Raw genomic sequence first — 19485 nt, forward strand, 5'->3', positions numbered from 1 at the left:
ATTGAGGATCCACGATTAATGAGCGATATGGCAGAGCGCCTTGCGCTGCATGAATTTACGGAAAATGCTTACCTGAACTACTCCATGTACGTGATCATGGACAGGGCATTACCGTTTATTGGCGATGGCTTAAAACCGGTCCAGCGTCGCATCGTCTATGCGATGTCCGAACTGGGGCTGAACGCCAGCGCCAAATTCAAAAAGTCCGCCCGCACCGTCGGCGACGTGCTGGGTAAATATCACCCACACGGCGACAGCGCCTGCTATGAAGCGATGGTGCTGATGGCGCAACCCTTCTCCTATCGCTATCCGCTGGTGGATGGCCAGGGGAACTGGGGGGCGCCGGACGATCCGAAATCCTTCGCCGCCATGCGTTACACCGAATCCCGCCTGTCGAAGTATGCCGAGCTGCTGCTCAGCGAGCTGGGGCAGGGGACGGTCGACTGGGTGCCAAACTTTGACGGTACGCTGCAGGAGCCGAAAATGCTGCCGGCGCGCCTGCCAAACATCCTGCTCAACGGCACCACCGGCATCGCGGTGGGCATGGCGACCGATATTCCGCCTCACAACCTGCGTGAAGTGGCGAAAGCGGCGATTACGCTGATTGAGCAGCCGAAAACGACCCTCGACGAACTGCTGGATATCGTGCAGGGACCGGATTTCCCGACCGAGGCGGAGATCATCACTTCGCGGGCGGAAATTCGCAAAATCTACCAGAACGGACGCGGCTCGGTGCGCATGCGCGCGGTATGGAGCAAAGAGGACGGCGCGGTAGTGATCAGCGCGCTGCCGCACCAGGTCTCCGGCGCCAAAGTACTGGAGCAGATTGCCGCGCAGATGCGCAATAAAAAGCTGCCGATGGTGGACGACCTGCGCGACGAATCGGACCACGAAAATCCGACCCGCCTGGTGATCGTCCCGCGCTCCAACCGGGTGGATATGGAGCAGGTGATGAACCACCTGTTCGCCACCACCGATCTGGAGAAGAGCTACCGCATCAACCTCAATATGATCGGTCTCGACGGCCGCCCGGCGGTAAAAAACCTGCTGGAGATCCTCAGCGAATGGCTGGTGTTCCGTCGCGATACCGTACGTCGCCGTCTGAACCACCGGTTAGAGAAGGTCCTTAAGCGCCTGCATATCCTTGAAGGTTTGCTGGTGGCGTTCCTCAATATTGATGAAGTCATCGAGATCATCCGCACGGAAGATGAGCCGAAGCCAGCCCTGATGTCGCGCTTTGCCATCAGCGAAACCCAGGCGGAAGCGATTCTGGAACTGAAACTGCGCCATCTCGCCAAACTGGAAGAGATGAAGATCCGCGGCGAGCAGAACGAGCTGGAAAAAGAGCGCGATCAGCTGCAGGCGATTCTGGCCTCTGAACGTAAGATGAACAACCTGCTGAAGAAAGAGCTGCAGGCCGATGCCGATGCTTTCGGCGACGATCGCCGCTCGCCGCTTCACGAGCGTGAAGAAGCGAAAGCGATGAGCGAGCATGATATGCTGCCGTCTGAGCCGGTCACCATCGTTCTGTCGCAGATGGGCTGGGTGCGCAGCGCCAAAGGGCACGACATCGACGCCCAGGGGCTGAGCTATAAAGCGGGCGACAGCTGGAAAGCTTCGGCGAAGGGCAAGAGCAACCAGCCGGTGGTGTTTATCGATACCACCGGGCGCAGCTATGCCATCGATCCGATTACCCTGCCCTCGGCGCGTGGCCAGGGTGAGCCGCTGACCGGCAAGCTGACGCTGCCGCCGGGCGCGACCGTGGAACATATGCTGATGGAAGGCGACGATCAGAAACTGCTGATGGCCTCCGACGCCGGCTACGGTTTTGTCTGCACCTTCAACGATCTGGTGGCGCGCAACCGCGCCGGAAAAGCGTTGATCACCCTGCCTGACAACGCGCATGTGATGCCGCCGCTGGTCATTGAGGACGAGTCCGATATGCTGCTGGCCATCACCGCCGCCGGGCGGATGCTGATGTTCCCGGTCAGCGATCTGCCGCAGCTGTCGAAAGGCAAGGGCAACAAAATCATCAACATTCCTGCGGCGGAAGCCGCCGCCGGCCAGGACGGTCTCGCACATCTGTTTGTCCTGCCGCCGCAGAGTACGCTGACCATTCATGTCGGCAAACGGAAGATCAAACTGCGTCCGGAAGAGCTGCAAAAAGTCACCGGCGAGCGCGGCCGCCGCGGTTCGCTGATGCGCGGGCTGCAGAAGATTGACCGTGTTGAAATTGACTCGCCGCGCCGCGCCGCGGCAAGCGATAGCGAAGAGTAAGCGCTTCTCCTCCCGTCTTTGGCGGGAGGAGGCGAAAAAAAGCCGCAAAATCGTTGTTTATTCAGGCGTTGCGATTAACAATGTCCATCATCAGGGGCCCAGGAAGAACGGTCCCGGCCTGCGCAGAACTTGTGAGCCTGCCTTCTGCCAGCAGCGAATAATTCTAAGCGGTTTGGGTTTTAGAGGTAGCTATGCTATTCATTTTTCGAGTAATTTTCGTGGTCATTTATTGCATCGTAGTGTGCATACTTGGCTGTCTGTACTGCTTGTTCAGCCCGCGTAATCCAAAACATGTTGCCACTTTCGGCCATCTGTTTGGCCGCTTATCCCCGGTGTTTGGTCTGAAGGTGGAGCTGCGCAAACCTGCCGATGCGGAAAGCTATGGCAACGCGATCTACATCGCTAACCACCAAAACAACTATGATATGGTGACGGCATCTAACATCGTGCAGGCCCCGACGGTCACCGTGGGGAAAAAGAGCCTGTTGTGGATCCCGTTCTTTGGCCAGCTGTACTGGCTGACCGGTAATCTGCTGATTGACCGCAATAACCGAACCAAAGCGCACGGCACCATTGCCGAGGTCGTCAACGCCTTTAAAAAGCGTAAAATTTCGTTCTGGATGTTCCCGGAAGGGACCCGCAGCCGCGGTCGCGGTCTGCTGCCGTTTAAAACCGGCGCCTTCCACGCGGCTATTGCCGCCGGCGTGCCGATTATTCCGGTGTGTGTCTCGAATACATCGAATAAAATAAAGCTCAATCGCTGGAACAACGGTCTGGTGATTGTGGAAATGCTGCCGCCGGTGGATACCAGCCAGTTCGGTAAAGACAACGTGCGCGCGCTGGCGACGCATTGCCGCGAGCTGATGGCCGCCAAAATCGCTGAGCTGGACAACGAAGTGGCCGAGCGCGAAGCGGCCGGTAAGCAATAAGACAGGAAACGCCGCCAACGCGCGCGTATTGCTGGCGGGAAACGAATTCCCTTTTTCATTTGTCAGTATGTCATGGAGTTAATATGTCACTCAGTCGGCGTCAGTTTATTAAGGCTTCCGGCGTAGCGCTGTGCGCTGGCGCCGCGCCGCTGAAGGCCCATGCCGCCGGCCAGCAGCCTGCGCTGCCGGTTCCGCCGCTGCTGGAGTCCCGTCGCGGTCAGCCGCTGTTTCTGACGCTGCAGCGTTCGCACTGGTCGTTTACGCCAGGCACCCGCGCCCCCGTCTGGGGGATCAATGGCCGCTATATGGGGCCGACGATCCGCGTCTGGAGCGGGGACGACGTCAAGCTTATCTACAGCAACCGTCTGACGGAGAACGTCGCGATGACCATCCGCGGCCTGCAGGTGCCTGGCCCGCTAATCGGCGGCGCGGCGCGCATGATGTCGCCGAACGCCGACTGGGCGCCGGTGCTGCCGATCCGTCAGAGTGCGGCGACGCTGTGGTACCAGGCCAATACGCCGAACCGGATGGCGAAGCAGGTCTATAACGGTCTGGCCGGCATGTGGCTGGTGGAGGATGAGGTGAGCAAGAACCTGCCGATCCCTAACCACTATGGCGTCGATGACTTCCCGGTGATAATTCAGGACAAACGGCTGGATAACTTCGGCACGCCGGAATATAGCGAACCGGGCAGCGGCGGCTTCGTCGGCGATACGCTGCTGGTCAATGGCGCGCAGAGCCCCTATGTCGAAGTGTCCCGCGGCTGGGTGCGTCTGCGCCTGCTGAACGCTTCCAACTCCCGGCGCTATCAGCTACAGATGAGCGATGGCCGACTGCTGCATGTCATTTCCGGCGACCAGGGGTTCCTGCCGGCGCCGGTTTCGCTCAAGCAGCTGTCGCTGGCGCCGGGGGAACGGCGTGAAATTCTGGTCGATATGACCAACGGCGATGAAGTGTCCATTACCTGCGGCGAAGCGGCGAGCATCGTCGACCGTATCCGCGGCTTTTTTGAACCGTCCAGCATTCTGGTCTCCACGCTGGTGCTGACCCTGCGCCCGACCGGGCTGCTGCCGCTAGTCACCGACAGCCTGCCGGCGCGTCTGCTGCCGACTGAGCTGCTCTCCGGCACGCCGATCCGCAGCCGGGATATCACGCTCGGCGACGATCCGGGGATTAATGGCCAGCTGTGGGATCCGCAGCGTATCGATATCACGGCGCAGCAGGGGACCTGGGAGCGCTGGACGGTGCGCGCCGACCGCCCGCAGTCGTTCCATATTGAAGGGGTAATGTTCCAGATCCGTAACGTCAACGGCTCGACCCCTTTCCCGGAAGACCGCGGCTGGAAGGACACCGTGTGGGTCGACGGGCAGGTCGAACTGCTGGTCTACTACGCCCAGCCGTCGTGGCCGCACTTCCCGTTCCAGTATCTGAGCCAGACGCTGGAGCTGGCCGACCGCGGTTCGATTGGCCAGATGCTGGTGAATCCCGCACCGTAAACTCTTCGACCCTGGCCGGCATACGGTCAGGGTTTGAGAAAATCCTCCTTCATTTCCACTATCATTCCGGCTTATAATCCACGCCCTTTTGGTTATTTTTTTATCATTTTCCCCGGAAGCAATATGAGCGCAATATCCCTGATCCAACCGGATCGTGACCTTTTTTCCTGGCCGCAATACTGGGCTGCCTGTTTCGGCCCTGCGCCATTTTTACCGATGTCGCGTGAAGAGATGGATCAACTTGGCTGGGATAGCTGCGACATTATTCTGGTGACCGGCGACGCCTACGTCGACCACCCGAGCTTCGGGATGGCCATCTGCGGCCGTATGCTGGAAGCGCAGGGGTTCCGCGTGGGGATCATCTCCCAGCCGGACTGGAACACCAAAGACGACTTCATGCGTCTGGGCAAACCGAACCTGTTCTTCGGCGTGACCGCCGGCAACATGGACTCGATGATCAACCGCTACACCGCCGACCGTAAGCTGCGTCATGATGACGCTTACACCGCCGGCAACGTGGCGGGCAAGCGTCCGGACCGCGCCACCCTGGTCTACACCCAGCGCTGTAAAGAGGCGTGGAAAGATGTGCCCGTGATCCTCGGCGGCATCGAAGCCAGCCTGCGCCGTACCGCCCACTATGATTACTGGTCCGATACCGTGCGCCGCTCGGTGCTGGTGGACTCCAAGGCCGATATGCTGATGTTCGGCAACGGCGAGCGTCCGCTGGTGGAAGTGGCTCATCGCCTGGCGATGGGCGAAACCATCGATCAGATCCGCGATGTGCGCAATACCGCCATCATGGTGAAAGAGGCCCTCCCGGGCTGGAGCGGCGTTGACTCCACCCGTCTGGATACCCCGGGCAAAATCGACCCCATCCCGCACCCGTATGGTGAAGATCTGCCGTGCGCCGATAACAAACCGGTCGCGCCGAAGAAACAGGAAGCGAAAAGCATCACTGTGCAGCCGCCGCGGCCAAAACCGTGGGAAAAAACCTATGTGCTGCTGCCTTCTTTCGAGAAGGTGAAAGGCGATAAGGTCCTGTACGCTCACGCCTCGCGCATTCTGCACCATGAAACCAACCCCGGCTGCGCCCGGGCGCTGATGCAAAAGCACGGCGAGCGCTACATCTGGATCAACCCGCCGGCAATCCCGCTCTCCACTGAAGAGATGGACAGCGTCTTCGCCCTGCCTTACAAGCGGGTGCCGCATCCTTCCTATGGCGATGCGCGCATCCCGGCGTATGAGATGATCCGTTTCTCGATCAACATCATGCGCGGCTGCTTCGGCGGGTGTTCGTTCTGCTCGATCACCGAGCACGAAGGACGCATTATCCAGAGCCGTTCAGAGGATTCGATCATCAATGAGATCGAAGCTATTCGCGACACGGTGCCGGGCTTTACCGGCGTGATCTCCGATCTCGGCGGACCCACCGCCAACATGTATATGCTGCGCTGCAAATCGCCACGCGCCGAGCAGACCTGCCGCCGACTCTCCTGCGTCTACCCGGATATCTGCCCGCACATGGATACCAACCATGAGCCGACGATCAATCTTTACCGTCGCGCCCGCGAGCTGAAGGGCATCAAAAAGATCCTTATCGCCTCCGGGGTACGCTATGACATCGCGGTCGAAGATCCGCGCTATATCAAAGAGCTGGCGACCCACCACGTCGGCGGCTATCTGAAGATCGCGCCGGAGCATACCGAAGAGGGCCCGCTGTCGAAGATGATGAAGCCGGGAATGGGCAGCTACGACCGCTTTAAAGAGCTGTTCGACACCTATTCGAAGCAGGCGGGTAAAGAGCAGTATCTGATCCCGTACTTTATCTCCGCCCACCCGGGGACCCGTGATGAAGACATGGTGAACCTGGCGCTGTGGCTGAAGAAGCACCGCTTCCGTCTCGACCAGGTGCAGAACTTCTATCCGTCGCCGCTGGCGAACTCGACCACCATGTATTACACCGGCAAAAACCCGCTGGGCAAGATCGGCTATAAGAGTGAAGAGGTGGTGGTGCCGAAGGGCGATAAACAGCGCCGTCTGCACAAAGCGCTGCTGCGCTATCACGATCCGGCCAACTGGCCGCTGATCCGTCAGGCGCTGGAGGCGATGGGCAAGAAACACCTGATTGGCTCACGTCGCGACTGCCTGGTGCCGGCGCCGACTCTGGATGAGATGCGCGAAGCGCGTCGCCAGAACCGTCATACCCGCCCGGCGCTGACCAAGCACACGCCGATTGTGCATCAGCGTTCTAACGGTGGCGCAACGGCGAAAAAGCCCGTTAAACGGGGTAAAGTCGCCGGGCGTTAAGCCTGACTTTGCGCCCGGCAGCGTTTCGCTGGCCGGGCGGTTTCTCAAGCCGGACACGCGTCAGCGCTGCCCGGCTTTTTTACCTGTTATCCGCCGAACTGATCCGGGTCGGGCCCCAGACGCTTGCCCTGATCCAGCCTGGCAATCTCCCCCAATTCTTCTTTATCCAGGCGGAAATCCCAGACGTTAAAGTTTTCGGCGATGCGCGACGGCGTGACGGATTTGGGGATCACTACCAGACCGCTGTCGAGATGCCAGCGGATGACAATCTGCGCCGGCGTTTTGCCATATTTATCAGCCAGCTGATGGATAACTTTCTGATCGAAGACGCCCTTACCCCCTTGGGCCAGCGGGCTCCAGGATTCGGTCTGGATCTTGTGGGTGGCGTTCCAGGCGTGCAGCTGCCGCTGCTGCAGCAGCGGATGCAGCTCTATCTGGTTGATCACCGGCGCGACGCCGGTTTCATCAATCAGCTTCTGCAGATGCGGTACCTGGAAATTACACACGCCGATGCTCTTCGCCAGCCCCTGCTGCTGCAGCTCAATCAGCGCCTGCCAGGCCTCGACGTAATGGCCGATAGCCGGCACCGGCCAGTGGATTAAATAGAGATCCACATAGTCCAGCTTCAGCTTGCTGAGACTCTCTTTCAGCGCCTCGTGCGGCCGTTTTTGATCGTCGTTCCACAGCTTGGTGGTGATGAATAGCTCATCGCGATTGACGCCAGCGCTTTGCAGGGCGTTGCCGACGCCAGCCTCATTTTGGTACGCGGCGGCGGTGTCAAAAGAGCGATAACCGACTTCCAGCGCCTTATGAATGGCGGAGACGACTTCCTCGTTGCCAGCTTTCCACACGCCGAGACCCAGCTGCGGCATCAGGTTGCCGTCGTGTAGTTTTATAACGGTTGGATGTGTCATGCCTTCCTCCTGTTAATGAACTCGGCGAAGCAGGATCCGCCGAGGGGTAGCATTAAGTCTGGACGAAATAGCTAAAAACGGTAGTAAAAACACCTCTCCCCGACGTTTGTTTAACGTAAGGGGAGGTGAATCAGGCGGGGTAACTTAGCGGGCAGCCTCGTAGATACGACGGCTGACGTCCAGGGTGATATCCTGGCGCTCGCCCAGCTTGGTCATGCCGTGCTCTTCCAGTTTCGCCAGCAGCGCCGGGATGGAGCTACCGTCGAGACCGTAATCGGAGAGGCGGGTCGGCACGCCCATCTGCTCGAAGAACTGGCGCGTCGCGGCGATGGCGGCATCGATGCGCTGGTCGTCTGAGCCCTCGGTGATATGCCACACGCGCTCCGCATATTGCAGCAGCTTCTCGCGCTTGGTATCGCGCTTCTCATTCCACAGCGCCGGCAGAACGATAGCCAGCGTCTGGGCGTGATCGAGACCATGCATCGCCGTCAGTTCGTGACCAAGCATATGCGTTGCCCAGTCCTGCGGCACGCCAGCGCCGATCAGGCCGTTCAGCGCCTGGGTCGCGGCCCACATAATGTTGGCGCGCACGTTATAGTTTTCCGGCTCCTGCAGCGCTTTCGGGCCATCCTCGATCAGGGTCAGGAGAATGCCTTCGGCGAAGCGGTCCTGAATTTTGCCGTCAACCGGGTAGGTGACGTACTGTTCGACGGTATGGACGAAGGCGTCAACCACGCCGTTGGCGACCTGGCGCGGCGGCAGGGTATAGGTGTAGACCGGATCGAGGATCGCGAACTGCGGCTGAACATGGGAAGACATAAACGCGCGTTTGTCGCCGGTGGTTTTCCGCGAAATCACCGCCCCTTTGTTTGATTCAGAACCGGTCGCCGGCAGAGTGAGAACCGAGCCCATTGGAATGGCGCTGGCGATCTTACTGCCATAGGTTTCCAGAATTTCCCACGGATCGATATTGGCGTCATAGTGGGCTGCTGCCGCGATAAATTTGGTGCCATCCAGCACCGAACCGCCGCCGACCGCCAGCAGGAAGGTGACCTTCTCTTCGCGGGCGAGCTTCACCGCATTCATCAGGGTTTCGTAAGACGGGTTCGGCTCGATGCCGCCAAATTCAAGGACGTCCAGGCCATTCAGGGCGGTCAGTACCTGATCCAGGACGCCCGTTTTTTTCACGCTGCCGCCGCCGTAGGTGATCAGTACGCGAGCTTCCGCCGGGATCTGTTCACGCAGTTTTTCAATCGCGCCTTTGCCAAACAGAATGCGGGTTGGGGTATGCAGGTCAAAATTATTCATTGCTTGAATCCTCAAAAGAGTAAAACCGCCGACAGGGACGATACCGCTGCCCGATGACGGTTATTGTGGTCCTGGCGCCGTTGCCCCTCAATGCACATTTCTGCCTATGTCTTGCCTATTTCTCCATATGGCTGGAGAATTCGCGGCGGCCTGCGCACAATGTACGGGTGAAGAAACATCGGGAGAGACGGTGGTAATGCAACACGCAGAGATATGTCAGACACTGACAGAGAAGGTTAACCAGCTGAAAGATAAGCACGAAATGTTAAGTTCGCTGCTACCCGACGTCCGCCTGCTGTACGGGACGCAGCCGGGACCGCGGATGCCGGTGATGTACCAGCCGGGGATCGTTTTTCTCTTTTCTGGCCATAAAATTGGTTATATCAATGAGCGGACGTTTCGCTACGATACAAACGAATATCTGCTGCTGACCGTACCGCTGCCTTTCGAATGCGAAACCTTTGCCACCCCGGAGGTGCCCCTGGCCGGCATGCGCCTGAACGTCGATATCCTGCAGCTGCAGGAGCTGCTGATGGATATTGGCGAGGATCCGCTGTTTCAGCCCGCCGTCGCCTCCAGCGGGATAAACTCCGCAGTGCTCTCGGAGGATATCTTGTGCGCTGCTGAACGGCTGCTCGACGTGATGGAGCGGCCGCTGGACGCGCGGATCCTTGGCAAGCAGATCGTCCGCGAAATTCTCTACTATGTGCTGACGGGACCCTGCGGCGGCGCGCTGCTGGCGCTGGTCAGCCGGCAGACCCACTTCAGCCTGATTAGCCGCGTACTCAAGCATATCGAGAGTCAATACACCGAAAACCTCAGCGTCGATCGGCTGGCGGCGGAAGCGAATATGAGCGTATCGGCGTTTCACCATAATTTTAAATCGGTGACCAGCACTTCGCCGCTGCAGTATCTGAAAACCTACCGTCTGCACAAGGCGCGCATGCTGATGATCCATGACGGGATGAAGGCCAGCGCGGCAGCGATACAGGTGGGCTATGAAAGCCCTTCCCAGTTCAGTCGCGAGTTTAAGCGCTACTTCGGGATGACGCCCGGGGAAGACGCCGCGCGTATTCGTACGATGCAGGGAATGTAATACCGGGGAGGGAGCAGGCCGGGCGGGCGCAGCCCCCCGGCAGTCGACGTCAGGCGCTGCAGTATTTCTTTTTGATCACCACGAACAGCGTGCCGAGCAGGCCAGCCAGCAGCAGGGCAATCGGCAGGATCATCAGGCAGGTCATCACCTGATCTTCATGACGCTTCACGAACGGGATCATGCTCAGCGCATAGCCGAGGCCCGTGACCACGCCGACCCACAGCAGGGCGCTCAGCCAGTTGAAGAACTGGAAGCGGCGGTTCGGCAGACCGGAAATCCCCGCCATGGTTGGCAACAGGGTACGGACAAATGCCAGAAAGCGGCCCGCGAGCAGCGCCAGCAGACCGTGGCGGTCAAACATGCAGGTGGCGCGCTGATGGTACTTATGCGGCAGGTGCGCCAGCCAGCCTTTCACCGTTTGCGTATTGCCCAGCCAGCGCCCCTGTACATAGCTCAACCAGCAGCCGAGGCTGGCGGCGGCGGTCAGAATGGCGATAGTGGGCACAAAGTCCATGACGCCTTTAGCAATCAGCGCGCCGGCGAGCAGCAGCAGGCTGTCTCCAGGTAAAAAGGAGGCAGGCAGCAGCCCGTTTTCCAGAAACAGGGTCGCGAACATAACCAGATATACAACGCCCACAACATGAGGGTTCGCCAGTGCGGCAAAATCATGTTGCCACAGCGCGGCGACAATCTCTTGAATGACAACCATGGACTTTCCTAAGTGGTACCGTATTGTTGACTAGTGTACTCCTGAAGAGACCCGAGCACCTTGATCCCGGGCGCAACAAAAGCGGCCGCTCCGATAAAAAGCGTCCGCTATTGTTGCCACTGACTGTCACTTTACACGATACGCGCGAAGCCCGCTGCTAAATCCGCCTGCAGATCGTCAACATTTTCGAGTCCAATGTGCAAACGGATCAACGTGCCGCTGAAGTCGACTTCCGCATCCGGTCGGATGTGAGCGATTTGCTCCGGCTGATTGGCCAGAATCAGCGATTCAAAGCCGCCCCACGAGTAGGCCATGCTGAACAGGCTGAAGTTGTCGAGATACGCTGCCAGCTCAGCGTCGTTGAGGCGCTTGTTGAGCACAAACGAGAACAGCCCGCTGCTGCCGGTAAAATCGCGCTTCCAGAACTCATGGCCTTTACTGCCGGGCAGAGCGGGGTGGTTGACCCGCGCCACCTGCGGATGCTGCGCCAGCCACTCGGCGATGCGCAGGCTGCTTTCATGATGCTGACGCAGGCGGACGCCCAGCGTGCGCAGGCCGCGGCTGGTCATATAGGCGGTATCGGCGTCCAGCATTTGCCCCATCAGATAGGCATTCTCACGCAGCTGCGGCCAGCAGCGCGCGTTCGCCACCGCGGTGCCGACCATGGCGTCGGAGTGGCCGATCAGGTATTTGGTGCCTGCCTGAATAGAAATATCAATGCCAAAATCCAGCGCTTTGAACAGGATCCCCGCCGCCCAGGTGTTATCGATCATGATAATCGCTTCCGGGGCGACCTGACGCACGGCGGCGACAATCGCCGGCACATCGTGCACTTCCATGGTGATGGAGCCAGGCGATTCCAGGAACACCACGCGGGTCTCAGGGCGAACCAGACGGGCAATATCGGCGCCGATTAAGGGATCGAACCAGCTGGTGGTCACACCGAGTTTGGCGAGAATTTTGGTACAAAAATCCTGGCTTGGCTCATAGGCGGTATTGGTCATCAGCACATGGTCGCCCTGCTCGACAAACGCCAGGATAGTGTTGGCCACCGCGGCGGCGCCGCAGGGGAAGAGGGCGCAGCCGGCGCCGCCCTCCAGCTCGCACATCGCTTCCTGCAGCGAGAAGTGGGTCAGGGTGCCGCGACGCCCATAGAACAGCTCGCCGTTGGCCCGATTGCGGGTGGCGTGCTTTTTGGCCTCTACGGTGTCGAACACCAGCGATGACGCGCGCTGGATCACGCTGTTCACTGAGCCCTGGGTATATTTTTTGCTCCGCCCGGCGTTGACCAGCGCGGTATCAAGATGTTTATCAGCCATGTTGATGAACCTGTTTTTATACGTCTGGACGTCTAAACTAGCATGAATCTTCTTTTCTGTACCAGCGCGCTGCCGATACAGGCGAAAATTTTACCAGGCCCGCGGTTAGCCACTTTTTTACTGCGTAAGCGCAAGGAAAATAAACGTGATTTGCTGCACAGTGTAAATACTAATGAGAACCACTATCAATTCGATGTCGTTTTGATATTATTGTGGGCAGATTTTGTGATTATCGTCGTGGAGATAGAGCGTGGGTAATAATTTGATGCAGGCGGATCTCTCCGTTTGGGGTATGTATCATCATGCCGATATTGTCGTTAAGGTGGTGATGATTGGCCTGATTCTGGCGTCGGTCGTCACCTGGGCCATCTTCTTCGGTAAAGGGGCGGAAATCCTCGCCAGCAAGCGTCGCCTCAAACGTGAACAGCAGCAGCTGGCGGAAGCCCGCTCTCTCGATCAGGCCAGCGATATCGCCAGCGCCTTTGAGGCGAAAAGCCTCACCACCCAGCTTATCAATGAAGCGCAGAACGAACTCGAACTCTCCGCCGGTGCCGAAGACAATGAAGGCATCAAGGAACGAACCGGTTTCCGCCTTGAGCGCCGCGTCGCGGCCGTCGGTCGCCATATGGGGCGCGGCAACGGCTATCTGGCCACCATCGGCGCCATTTCGCCGTTCGTGGGCCTGTTCGGCACCGTCTGGGGCATCATGAACAGTTTTATCGGCATCGCCCAGACCCAGACCACCAACCTTGCGGTGGTGGCGCCGGGCATCGCGGAAGCGCTGCTGGCGACAGCTATCGGTCTGTTCGCCGCCATCCCGGCGGTGGTCATCTATAACATCTTCGCCCGCATGATCGGCAGCTATAAGGCCTCGCTCGGCGACGTCGCCGCTCAGGTCCTCCTGCTGCAAAGCCGCGACCTGGACCTCAGCGCCAGCGGCGTGAAGCCGGTGCGCAGCGCGCAGAAATTACGGGTAGGTTGATCGGCTATGGCGATGCGTCTTAATGAAAATCTGGACGATAACGGCGAAATGCATGAGATCAACGTGACGCCGTTTATCGACGTCATGCTGGTTCTGCTGATTATCTTCATGGTAGCTGCGCCGCTGGCGACGGTCGACGTGAAGGTCAATCTGCCGGCCTCCTCCAGCCAGCCGCAACCGCGACCGGAAAAACCTATCTACCTGTCGGTGAAGGCGGATAAGAGCATGTTCCTCGGCAACGACCCGGTGACCGAAGCGAATATGATTAACGCCCTGGATAGCCTGACCGCCGGCAAAAAAGATACCACCGTCTTCTTCCGCGCGGATAAAACCGTCGATTACGAGACGATGATGAAAGTGATGGATACCCTGCATCAGGCGGGCTATCTCAAGATCGGGCTGGTGGGCGAAGAGACCGTCAAAGCCAAATAACCCGATGCTTTTCCTGAAAAGGCTGGCCGCGCGCCGGCCTTTTTTATTGTCCTCTGCCAGCGAAGTGTTGGCCTGGCGTTGCCATCACGTTATCTGTCTGAGATATAATGTCGCTTCTTTTTGTTAACTGACAGGATCTTATGGAACGCTTTCTGGAAAATGCTATGTACGCCTCGCGCTGGCTGCTGGCGCCGGTTTATTTTGGCCTCTCGCTCGGTCTGATTGCGCTGACCATCAAATTTTTTCAGGAGATCTTCCACATACTGCCGCATATTTTTAGCGTCAGTGAGTCGGATATGATTCTGACCCTGCTGTCGCTGGTGGATATGACCCTGGTGGGCGGTTTGCTGGTGATGGTGATGTTCTCCGGGTATGAAAATTTTGTCTCGCAGCTGGATATTAACGAGGGTAAAGAAAAACTCAGCTGGTTGGGCAAAATGGACGCGACGTCGCTGAAAAATAAGGTTGCCGCCTCCATCGTGGCGATCTCCTCTATTCACCTGCTGCGGGTGTTTATGGATGCGAAAAACGTCCCGGACAATAAGCTGATGTGGTATGTCATCATCCACCTGACCTTTGTGCTGTCGGCCTTTGTGATGGGCTACCTCGATCGTCTGACCAAAGTGAAACACTGATCCTTTCTCTCCCGGCGGCGTTAGCCGCTGGGCTTTCTTCTCCCCGTTTCTGCTGTTCTGCGCTGGCGTATGTCCGGGCTTCTGCTTTGCTTAAAGGGCGCTTAACAACGGAGGCAGGGTGATGACGCGATTAACGGCCAAAGATTTCCCGCAGCAGCTGCTCGAGTATTATGACTACTATGCCCACGGCAAAATCAGCAAACGCGAGTTTCTCCAGCTGGCGGGGAAATATACCGTCGGCGGGATGACCGCGCTGGCGCTGTTTAATCTGCTGAAGCCCGACTATGCCCTGGCAGAGCAGGTACCGTTCACCGACCCGGATATCCGCCCGGAGTATATTCATTATCCCTCTCCTGACGGCCACGGCGAAGTGCGGGCTTACCTGGTGACGCCGACGAAAATAGCCGACAAAGCGCCCGCCGTGGTGGTGGTGCATGAGAACCGCGGCCTGAATCCCTATATTGAAGACGTCGCCCGGCGGGTAGCGAAAGCGGGGTATATCGCGCTGGCGCCGGATGGCCTGAGCTCCGTCGGCGGCTATCCGGGGAATGATGATGAAGGCCGCGCGCTGCAGCAGAAAGTCGATCCCGTGAAGCTAATGAATGACTTTTTTGCCGCGGTCGCGTTTATGGCGAAGCATCCGCAGGCGACGGGGAAGGTTGGTATCACCGGTTTTTGTTACGGCGGCGGCGTCAGCAACGCGGCGGCGGTCGCCATTCCGGAGCTGGCCTGCGCGGTGCCGTTTTACGGCCGCCAGCCGCCGCTGAAGGAGGTCGATAAAATTAAAGCGCCGCTGCTGCTGCACTATGCCGGCCTCGATAGCGGCATTAATGAAGGCTGGCCCGCCTATGAACAGGCGTTGAAGGAACACCATAAAGTCTATGAGGCCTATCTCTATCAGGGCGTGAATCACGGCTTTCATAATGATTCCACGCCGCGCTACGATCGGGCTGCGGCGGACCTGGCCTGGCAACGCACGCTGGCATGGTTTGAGAAGTATTTACGCTAGCGCAACCGTCATAAATAGCGCTACCGCTCGCTCAAAAAAACGCTATATAATTTATTATATAACGATTGGGAGGGCGCGATGGAAAATCATTTTGGCAAAGGCTTAATGGCGGGGCTACAGGCATCCTATGCTGACACCGCCGCGCATGCGGCGAATTTTTGCGCCGACTATAAACGCGGGTTTGTGCTTGGTTACTCGCACCGCATGTTTGAAAAAACCGGCGACCGCCAGCTCAGCGCCTGGGAAGCGGGGATCCTCACTCGTCGCTATGGCCTGGACAGGGATATGGTGATGGATTTCTTCAAAGAAGGTGGGGCGGGTATGGCGATGCGCTATTTTCTGGCGGGCTATCGGCTGGAAAGCTAAACAGGACGGCTTCGCAGGCGGAACCGTCCTGTGGTGGGAACCCTTTCCCGTCAACGGGAAAGGGTGAAGACCTTACGCCTGGCGCTTATCTTCCGTTTGGGTGTCAAAGTCGCGGGCGTCGTGGCGCTCATGCAGTTGCTCATTGAGCGGGCCGTTGGTGCGGTTAACGATGCGTCCGCGCTTGACGGCGGGGCGGTTGCCGACATCCTGCGCCCAGCGCAGCACGTTGGTGTAGCTCCCGGCGTCGAGGAACTCCGCCGCGTTATAGACATTGCCCAGCACCACGTTGCCATACCATGGCCAGACCGCCATATCGGCGATGGTATACTCCTCGCCGGCCACATAGCGACCGCGGGCGAGCTGTTTGTCCAGCACGTCGAGCTGGCGTTTGGCTTCCATGGTAAAGCGATCGATCGCGTACTCGATCTTCACCGGCGCATAGTTATAGAAGTGGCCGAAGCCGCCGCCGAGGAAGGGCGCGGCGCCCTGCAGCCAGAACAGCCAGTTAAGGGTTTCAGTGCGGCCGGCGGGATCCTTCGGCAGGAAGAAGCCAAATTTTTCCGCCAGATAGAGAAGAATGTTGCCGGATTCGAATACTCGGGTGGGCGGCGTGGTGGAGTGATCGCTCAGCGCCGGGATCTTCGAGTTCGGGTTGATGTCGACAAAGCCGCTGGAAAACTGATCGCCTTCGCCAATGCGTATCAGCCAGGCGTCGTACTCCGCGCCGCTGACGCCCAGCGCCAGCAGCTCCTCCAGCATGATCGTCACCTTCTGGCCGTTGGGCGTGCCAAGTGAGTATAGCTGGAGCGGATGGGTTCCCACCGGCAGGACGCGTTCATGAGTCGCGCCGGACACGGGACGGTTGATGTTGGCGAACGCGCCGCCGCTGTTTTGCTTCCATTCCCACACTTTTGGTGGCTGGTAGTTTTGCTCTGACATGCTGGTTTGCCTTTTTCGTGGATGTACAAAAAGTGTAGCAGGTGACCTCAGGCCATAATCCGCGCGGCCCACACGCTGACATCATCGCCGCTGCCCAGATCCGGCTGCACCAGACCATTGACCATAAAGGTCGGCGAGACATGGATGCCGTTCTGGCGGGCATATTTGCTGTGCCACTTGATCACGTCCTGCAGCTCCGGGCGGGCAAAGGCGGCCCCCAGCAGGACGTGACTGTAGCGCTCAATGCGTTCAATGATTTGCTGCGGCGTGGCGTTCATGTTCGGCCCGCTGCAGTGATCGGTAAATTCAAACTCTTCCCGATGGTCTGCCACGGCCTGCATCACCTTATGCGCCTGCTCTCTGCCATGCGGCAGGGTGGACGCGGCGAGGATGCAGCGGACAATCACCCCGGAGAACAGATGCCACGGCTGCGACTGCAGCCGTATCTTGATGGTTACGTTATCGGCGCCGACCTCATCGAGCAGATCGTCGAGTTTATTAAACGCGCGGACAGAGTAGGGGCAGGTGGGCTCAAGGAACACCTCAAACGTCCGCGGGCCGTGTCCCCAGACCAGCGGTTGGGCATTCAGATGCGAGGGTGTGCTCATTGTCGACTCCTGATGTTGCGTTGTTTTTTTGTTATATCACCGATAACGATATCACTTCTGCTTTCGGCTGCAGGGTTATTTTCCTTAACGGCACGATTAGCGAAACGAATGAGTGGTATCATCGTTACACCTCTGTCTGGTAAGTGCCTGCGGCAGGATAAGAAGAGGGAGTTTTGTTTCGCCAACTGCCCGGGCTGCATTTATTTGAGGTCAGGCTAAATGAGCAAAGGATCGACAAGCAGTGACGCCCCGTTTGGGACATTGTTAGGCTACGCGCCCGGCGGCGTGGCAATTTATTCATCGAATTACAGTAGCTTAAATCCGCAGGACTATCCGGATGACGCGACGTTTCGCAGCTACATCGGCAATGAGTATATGGGGCATAAATGGCAGTGCGTTGAATTTGCGCGCCGCTTTCTGTTCCTGACCTACGGGTTTGTCTTTACCGATGTGGGGATGGCCTATGAAATCTTCTCCCTGCGCTTTCTGCGCGAAGTGGTCAATGACAATATTCTCCCGCTGCAGGCCTTCGCCAACGGCGCCCGTCGTCCGCCGATCGCCGGTTCGCTGCTGATCTGGCAGAAGGGCGGCGAGTTTAAGCACACCGGCCACGTCGCGGTGATCACCCAGCTTGTCGGCAATAAGGTGCGTATCGCCGAGCAGAACGTCATTCACTCGCCGCTGCCGCAGGGCCAGCAGTGGACCCGCGAGCTGACCCTCGAGGTCAACGCCGGCCGGTACACCATCAAAGATACCTTTGCCGATACCGAAATTTTAGGCTGGATGATCCAGACCGCCGATACCGAACACAGCCTGCCGCAGCCGGTGCTGCCGGGCGAGGCGATGGCGATCAAGGGCGCGCGGCTGCCGAACAACGGCCAGTTCCGCGGCAAATGGCTGAACGAGAAAGATCCGCTGCAGAAAGCCTACGTGGCGGCCAACGGCCATTTTATCAATCAGGATCCCTATCAGTATTTCACCATCAGCGAAAGCGCCGAACAGGAGCTGATTAAAGCCACCAACGAGCTGCACCTGATGTATCTGCACGCCACCGATAAGGTAATGAAGGATGATAACCTGCTGGCGCTGTTTGATATCCCGAAAATCCTCTGGCCGCGTCTGCGTCTCTCGTGGCAGCGCCGGCGTCATCATATGATCACCGGGCGCATGGATTTTTGCATGGACGAGCGCGGGCTGAAGGTGTACGAGTACAATGCCGACTCCGCCTCCTGCCATACCGAAGGCGGGCTGATCCTCGAGCAGTGGCTGAAGCAGGGCTACTACGGCACGGGTCACAATCCGGCCGAAGGTCTGCTCGATGAGCTGGCGGGGGCGTGGAAACACAGCCGGGCGCGGCCTTTCGTGCACATCATGCAGGACAAGGATCTGGAAGAGAATTACCACGCGAAGTTTATCCAGCGTTCGCTGACCCAGGCCGGTTTTGAGAGCAAAATTCTCTTTGGCCTCGATGAACTGCGCTGGGATGCCGCCGGCCAGCTGATCGACGCCGACGGGCGGCTGGTCAACTGCGTCTGGAAAACCTGGGCATGGGAAACCGCCATTGAGCAGGTGCGCGAAGTCAGTGCCGATGAGTACGCGGCGGTGCCGATTCGTACCGGACATCCGCAGAATGAGGTGCGACTGATTGACGTCCTGCTGCGTCCTGAAGTATTGGTATTCGAACCCCTGTGGACGGTGATCCCGGGCAACAAAGCGATCCTGCCGGTGCTATGGTCGCTGTTCCCGCATCATCGCTATCTGCTGGATACCGATTTCGTGGTTAACGACGAGCTGGCGAAAACTGGTTATGCCGTGAAGCCCATTTCCGGACGCTGCGGGAACAATATCGATCTGATCGGGCCTCAGGATGAGGTTCTGGATCAGACCAGCGGCCAGTTTGTCGATCGTAAGAATATCTACCAGCAGCTGTGGTGCCTGCCGAAAGTGGATGGCAAGTATATCCAGGTGTGCACCTTTACCGTCGGCGGTAACTACGGCGGTACCTGTCTGCGCGGCGATTCGTCGCTGGTGGTGAAAAAAGAGAGCGACATAGAGCCGCTGATCGTATTGAAAGACAAAGCGTGATGTGCTGACCCCGGATAGCGGCTCGTGCCCTGTCCGGGGAGAGCGCAGAGACACGAACCAGGATAGCCCGGTCT

18 protein-coding genes are annotated in these 19485 nt (G+C 58.5%); 12 read left to right on the forward strand and 6 right to left on the reverse strand.

Annotated features, from left to right (window positions below; all coding sequences use genetic code 11):
- Positions 1 to 18: 18 nt before the first annotated feature.
- The 4 genes from parC (at position 19) to MKR05_RS09085 (ending at position 7009) form a co-directional block, all read left to right on the forward strand.
- Positions 19 to 2277, forward strand: coding sequence for a DNA topoisomerase IV subunit A (gene parC / locus MKR05_RS09070; RefSeq protein ID WP_048335295.1), 2259 nt, complete (start codon positions 19 to 21; stop codon positions 2275 to 2277).
- 191 nt (positions 2278 to 2468) lie between these two features.
- On the forward strand, positions 2469 to 3206 hold the full coding sequence (gene plsC / locus MKR05_RS09075; RefSeq protein ID WP_004205223.1) for a 1-acylglycerol-3-phosphate O-acyltransferase: 738 nt from the start codon (positions 2469 to 2471) through the stop codon (positions 3204 to 3206).
- An 83-nt stretch (positions 3207 to 3289) separates the two neighbouring features.
- Positions 3290 to 4702 (forward strand): cell division protein FtsP, encoded by a 1413-nt coding sequence (gene ftsP, locus MKR05_RS09080; RefSeq protein WP_044524723.1) that lies wholly within the window; start codon positions 3290 to 3292, stop codon positions 4700 to 4702.
- A gap of 33 nt (positions 4703 to 4735) precedes the next feature.
- Entirely contained in the window at positions 4736 to 7009 is a 2274-nt protein-coding gene (locus tag MKR05_RS09085) for a YgiQ family radical SAM protein (RefSeq protein ID WP_180813963.1), read from the forward strand.
- An 86-nt stretch (positions 7010 to 7095) separates the two neighbouring features.
- Here MKR05_RS09085 and dkgA read toward each other — a convergent pair whose 3' ends face one another.
- The gene (gene dkgA / locus MKR05_RS09090; RefSeq protein ID WP_032454068.1) at positions 7096 to 7923 is read right to left on the reverse strand and encodes a 2,5-didehydrogluconate reductase DkgA; all 828 of its coding nucleotides are present in this window, start codon (positions 7921 to 7923) and stop codon (positions 7096 to 7098) included.
- Between the two features lie 144 nt (positions 7924 to 8067).
- The gene (yqhD, locus tag MKR05_RS09095) at positions 8068 to 9231 is read right to left on the reverse strand and encodes an alcohol dehydrogenase (protein ID WP_023291020.1); all 1164 of its coding nucleotides are present in this window, start codon (positions 9229 to 9231) and stop codon (positions 8068 to 8070) included.
- Positions 9232 to 9427: 196 nt separating this feature from the next.
- Between yqhD and MKR05_RS09100 the strand changes: the two genes are divergently transcribed.
- A complete protein-coding gene (locus tag MKR05_RS09100) occupies positions 9428 to 10327 on the forward strand; it encodes an AraC family transcriptional regulator (RefSeq protein ID WP_032454066.1) in 900 nt (299 codons plus the stop codon).
- Positions 10328 to 10376: 49 nt separating this feature from the next.
- Here MKR05_RS09100 and yghB read toward each other — a convergent pair whose 3' ends face one another.
- Both yghB and metC read right to left on the reverse strand, forming a co-directional pair.
- Positions 10377 to 11036 carry a DedA family general envelope maintenance protein YghB gene (yghB, locus tag MKR05_RS09105; RefSeq protein ID WP_004205217.1) on the reverse strand — a complete coding sequence of 220 codons (660 nt, stop codon included), beginning with the start codon at positions 11034 to 11036 and terminating at the stop codon, positions 10377 to 10379.
- A 131-nt stretch (positions 11037 to 11167) separates the two neighbouring features.
- The gene (metC, locus tag MKR05_RS09110) at positions 11168 to 12355 is read right to left on the reverse strand and encodes a cystathionine beta-lyase (RefSeq protein ID WP_032454065.1); all 1188 of its coding nucleotides are present in this window, start codon (positions 12353 to 12355) and stop codon (positions 11168 to 11170) included.
- Positions 12356 to 12605: 250 nt separating this feature from the next.
- Between metC and exbB the strand changes: the two genes are divergently transcribed.
- The 5 genes from exbB to MKR05_RS09135 all read left to right on the forward strand — a co-directional run bounded on the left by exbB (position 12606) and on the right by MKR05_RS09135 (position 15779).
- Positions 12606 to 13337, forward strand: coding sequence for a tol-pal system-associated acyl-CoA thioesterase (gene exbB, locus MKR05_RS09115; RefSeq protein WP_004174395.1), 732 nt, complete (start codon positions 12606 to 12608; stop codon positions 13335 to 13337).
- 6 nt (positions 13338 to 13343) lie between these two features.
- Complete coding sequence (exbD, locus tag MKR05_RS09120; RefSeq protein WP_002916785.1) at positions 13344 to 13769, forward strand: TonB system transport protein ExbD; 426 nt, start codon at positions 13344 to 13346, stop codon at positions 13767 to 13769.
- 140 nt (positions 13770 to 13909) lie between these two features.
- Entirely contained in the window at positions 13910 to 14404 is a 495-nt protein-coding gene (locus MKR05_RS09125) for a TIGR00645 family protein (protein WP_004105804.1), read from the forward strand.
- Between the two features lie 121 nt (positions 14405 to 14525).
- On the forward strand, positions 14526 to 15413 hold the full coding sequence (yghX, locus tag MKR05_RS09130; protein WP_060590333.1) for a YghX family hydrolase: 888 nt from the start codon (positions 14526 to 14528) through the stop codon (positions 15411 to 15413).
- Between the two features lie 78 nt (positions 15414 to 15491).
- Positions 15492 to 15779, forward strand: a complete 288-nt coding sequence (locus MKR05_RS09135) for a DUF2623 family protein (protein WP_032417601.1) — start codon at positions 15492 to 15494, stop codon at positions 15777 to 15779.
- Between the two features lie 72 nt (positions 15780 to 15851).
- Here the strand turns inward: MKR05_RS09135 and yghU are convergent, their stop codons facing one another.
- Complete coding sequence (gene yghU, locus MKR05_RS09140) at positions 15852 to 16718, reverse strand: glutathione-dependent disulfide-bond oxidoreductase (RefSeq protein WP_032454062.1); 867 nt, start codon at positions 16716 to 16718, stop codon at positions 15852 to 15854.
- A gap of 47 nt (positions 16719 to 16765) precedes the next feature.
- Positions 16766 to 17326, reverse strand: a complete 561-nt coding sequence (locus MKR05_RS09145; protein WP_004150918.1) for a thioredoxin domain-containing protein — start codon at positions 17324 to 17326, stop codon at positions 16766 to 16768.
- A 20-nt stretch (positions 17327 to 17346) separates the two neighbouring features.
- Between MKR05_RS09145 and MKR05_RS09150 the strand changes: the two genes are divergently transcribed.
- Together MKR05_RS09150 and gss are read left to right on the forward strand one after the other, a co-directional pair.
- Positions 17347 to 17469 (forward strand): hypothetical protein, encoded by a 123-nt coding sequence (locus tag MKR05_RS09150; protein ID WP_032454061.1) that lies wholly within the window; start codon positions 17347 to 17349, stop codon positions 17467 to 17469.
- Between the two features lie 76 nt (positions 17470 to 17545).
- Positions 17546 to 19411, forward strand: a complete 1866-nt coding sequence (gene gss / locus MKR05_RS09155; RefSeq protein WP_032454060.1) for a bifunctional glutathionylspermidine amidase/synthase — start codon at positions 17546 to 17548, stop codon at positions 19409 to 19411.
- The last annotated feature ends 74 nt before the right edge of the window (positions 19412 to 19485 follow it).

The sequence above is a fragment of the Klebsiella sp. K5-204 genome, from assembly GCF_030128585.1.
Lineage (GTDB): Bacteria > Pseudomonadota > Gammaproteobacteria > Enterobacterales > Enterobacteriaceae > Klebsiella > Klebsiella quasipneumoniae.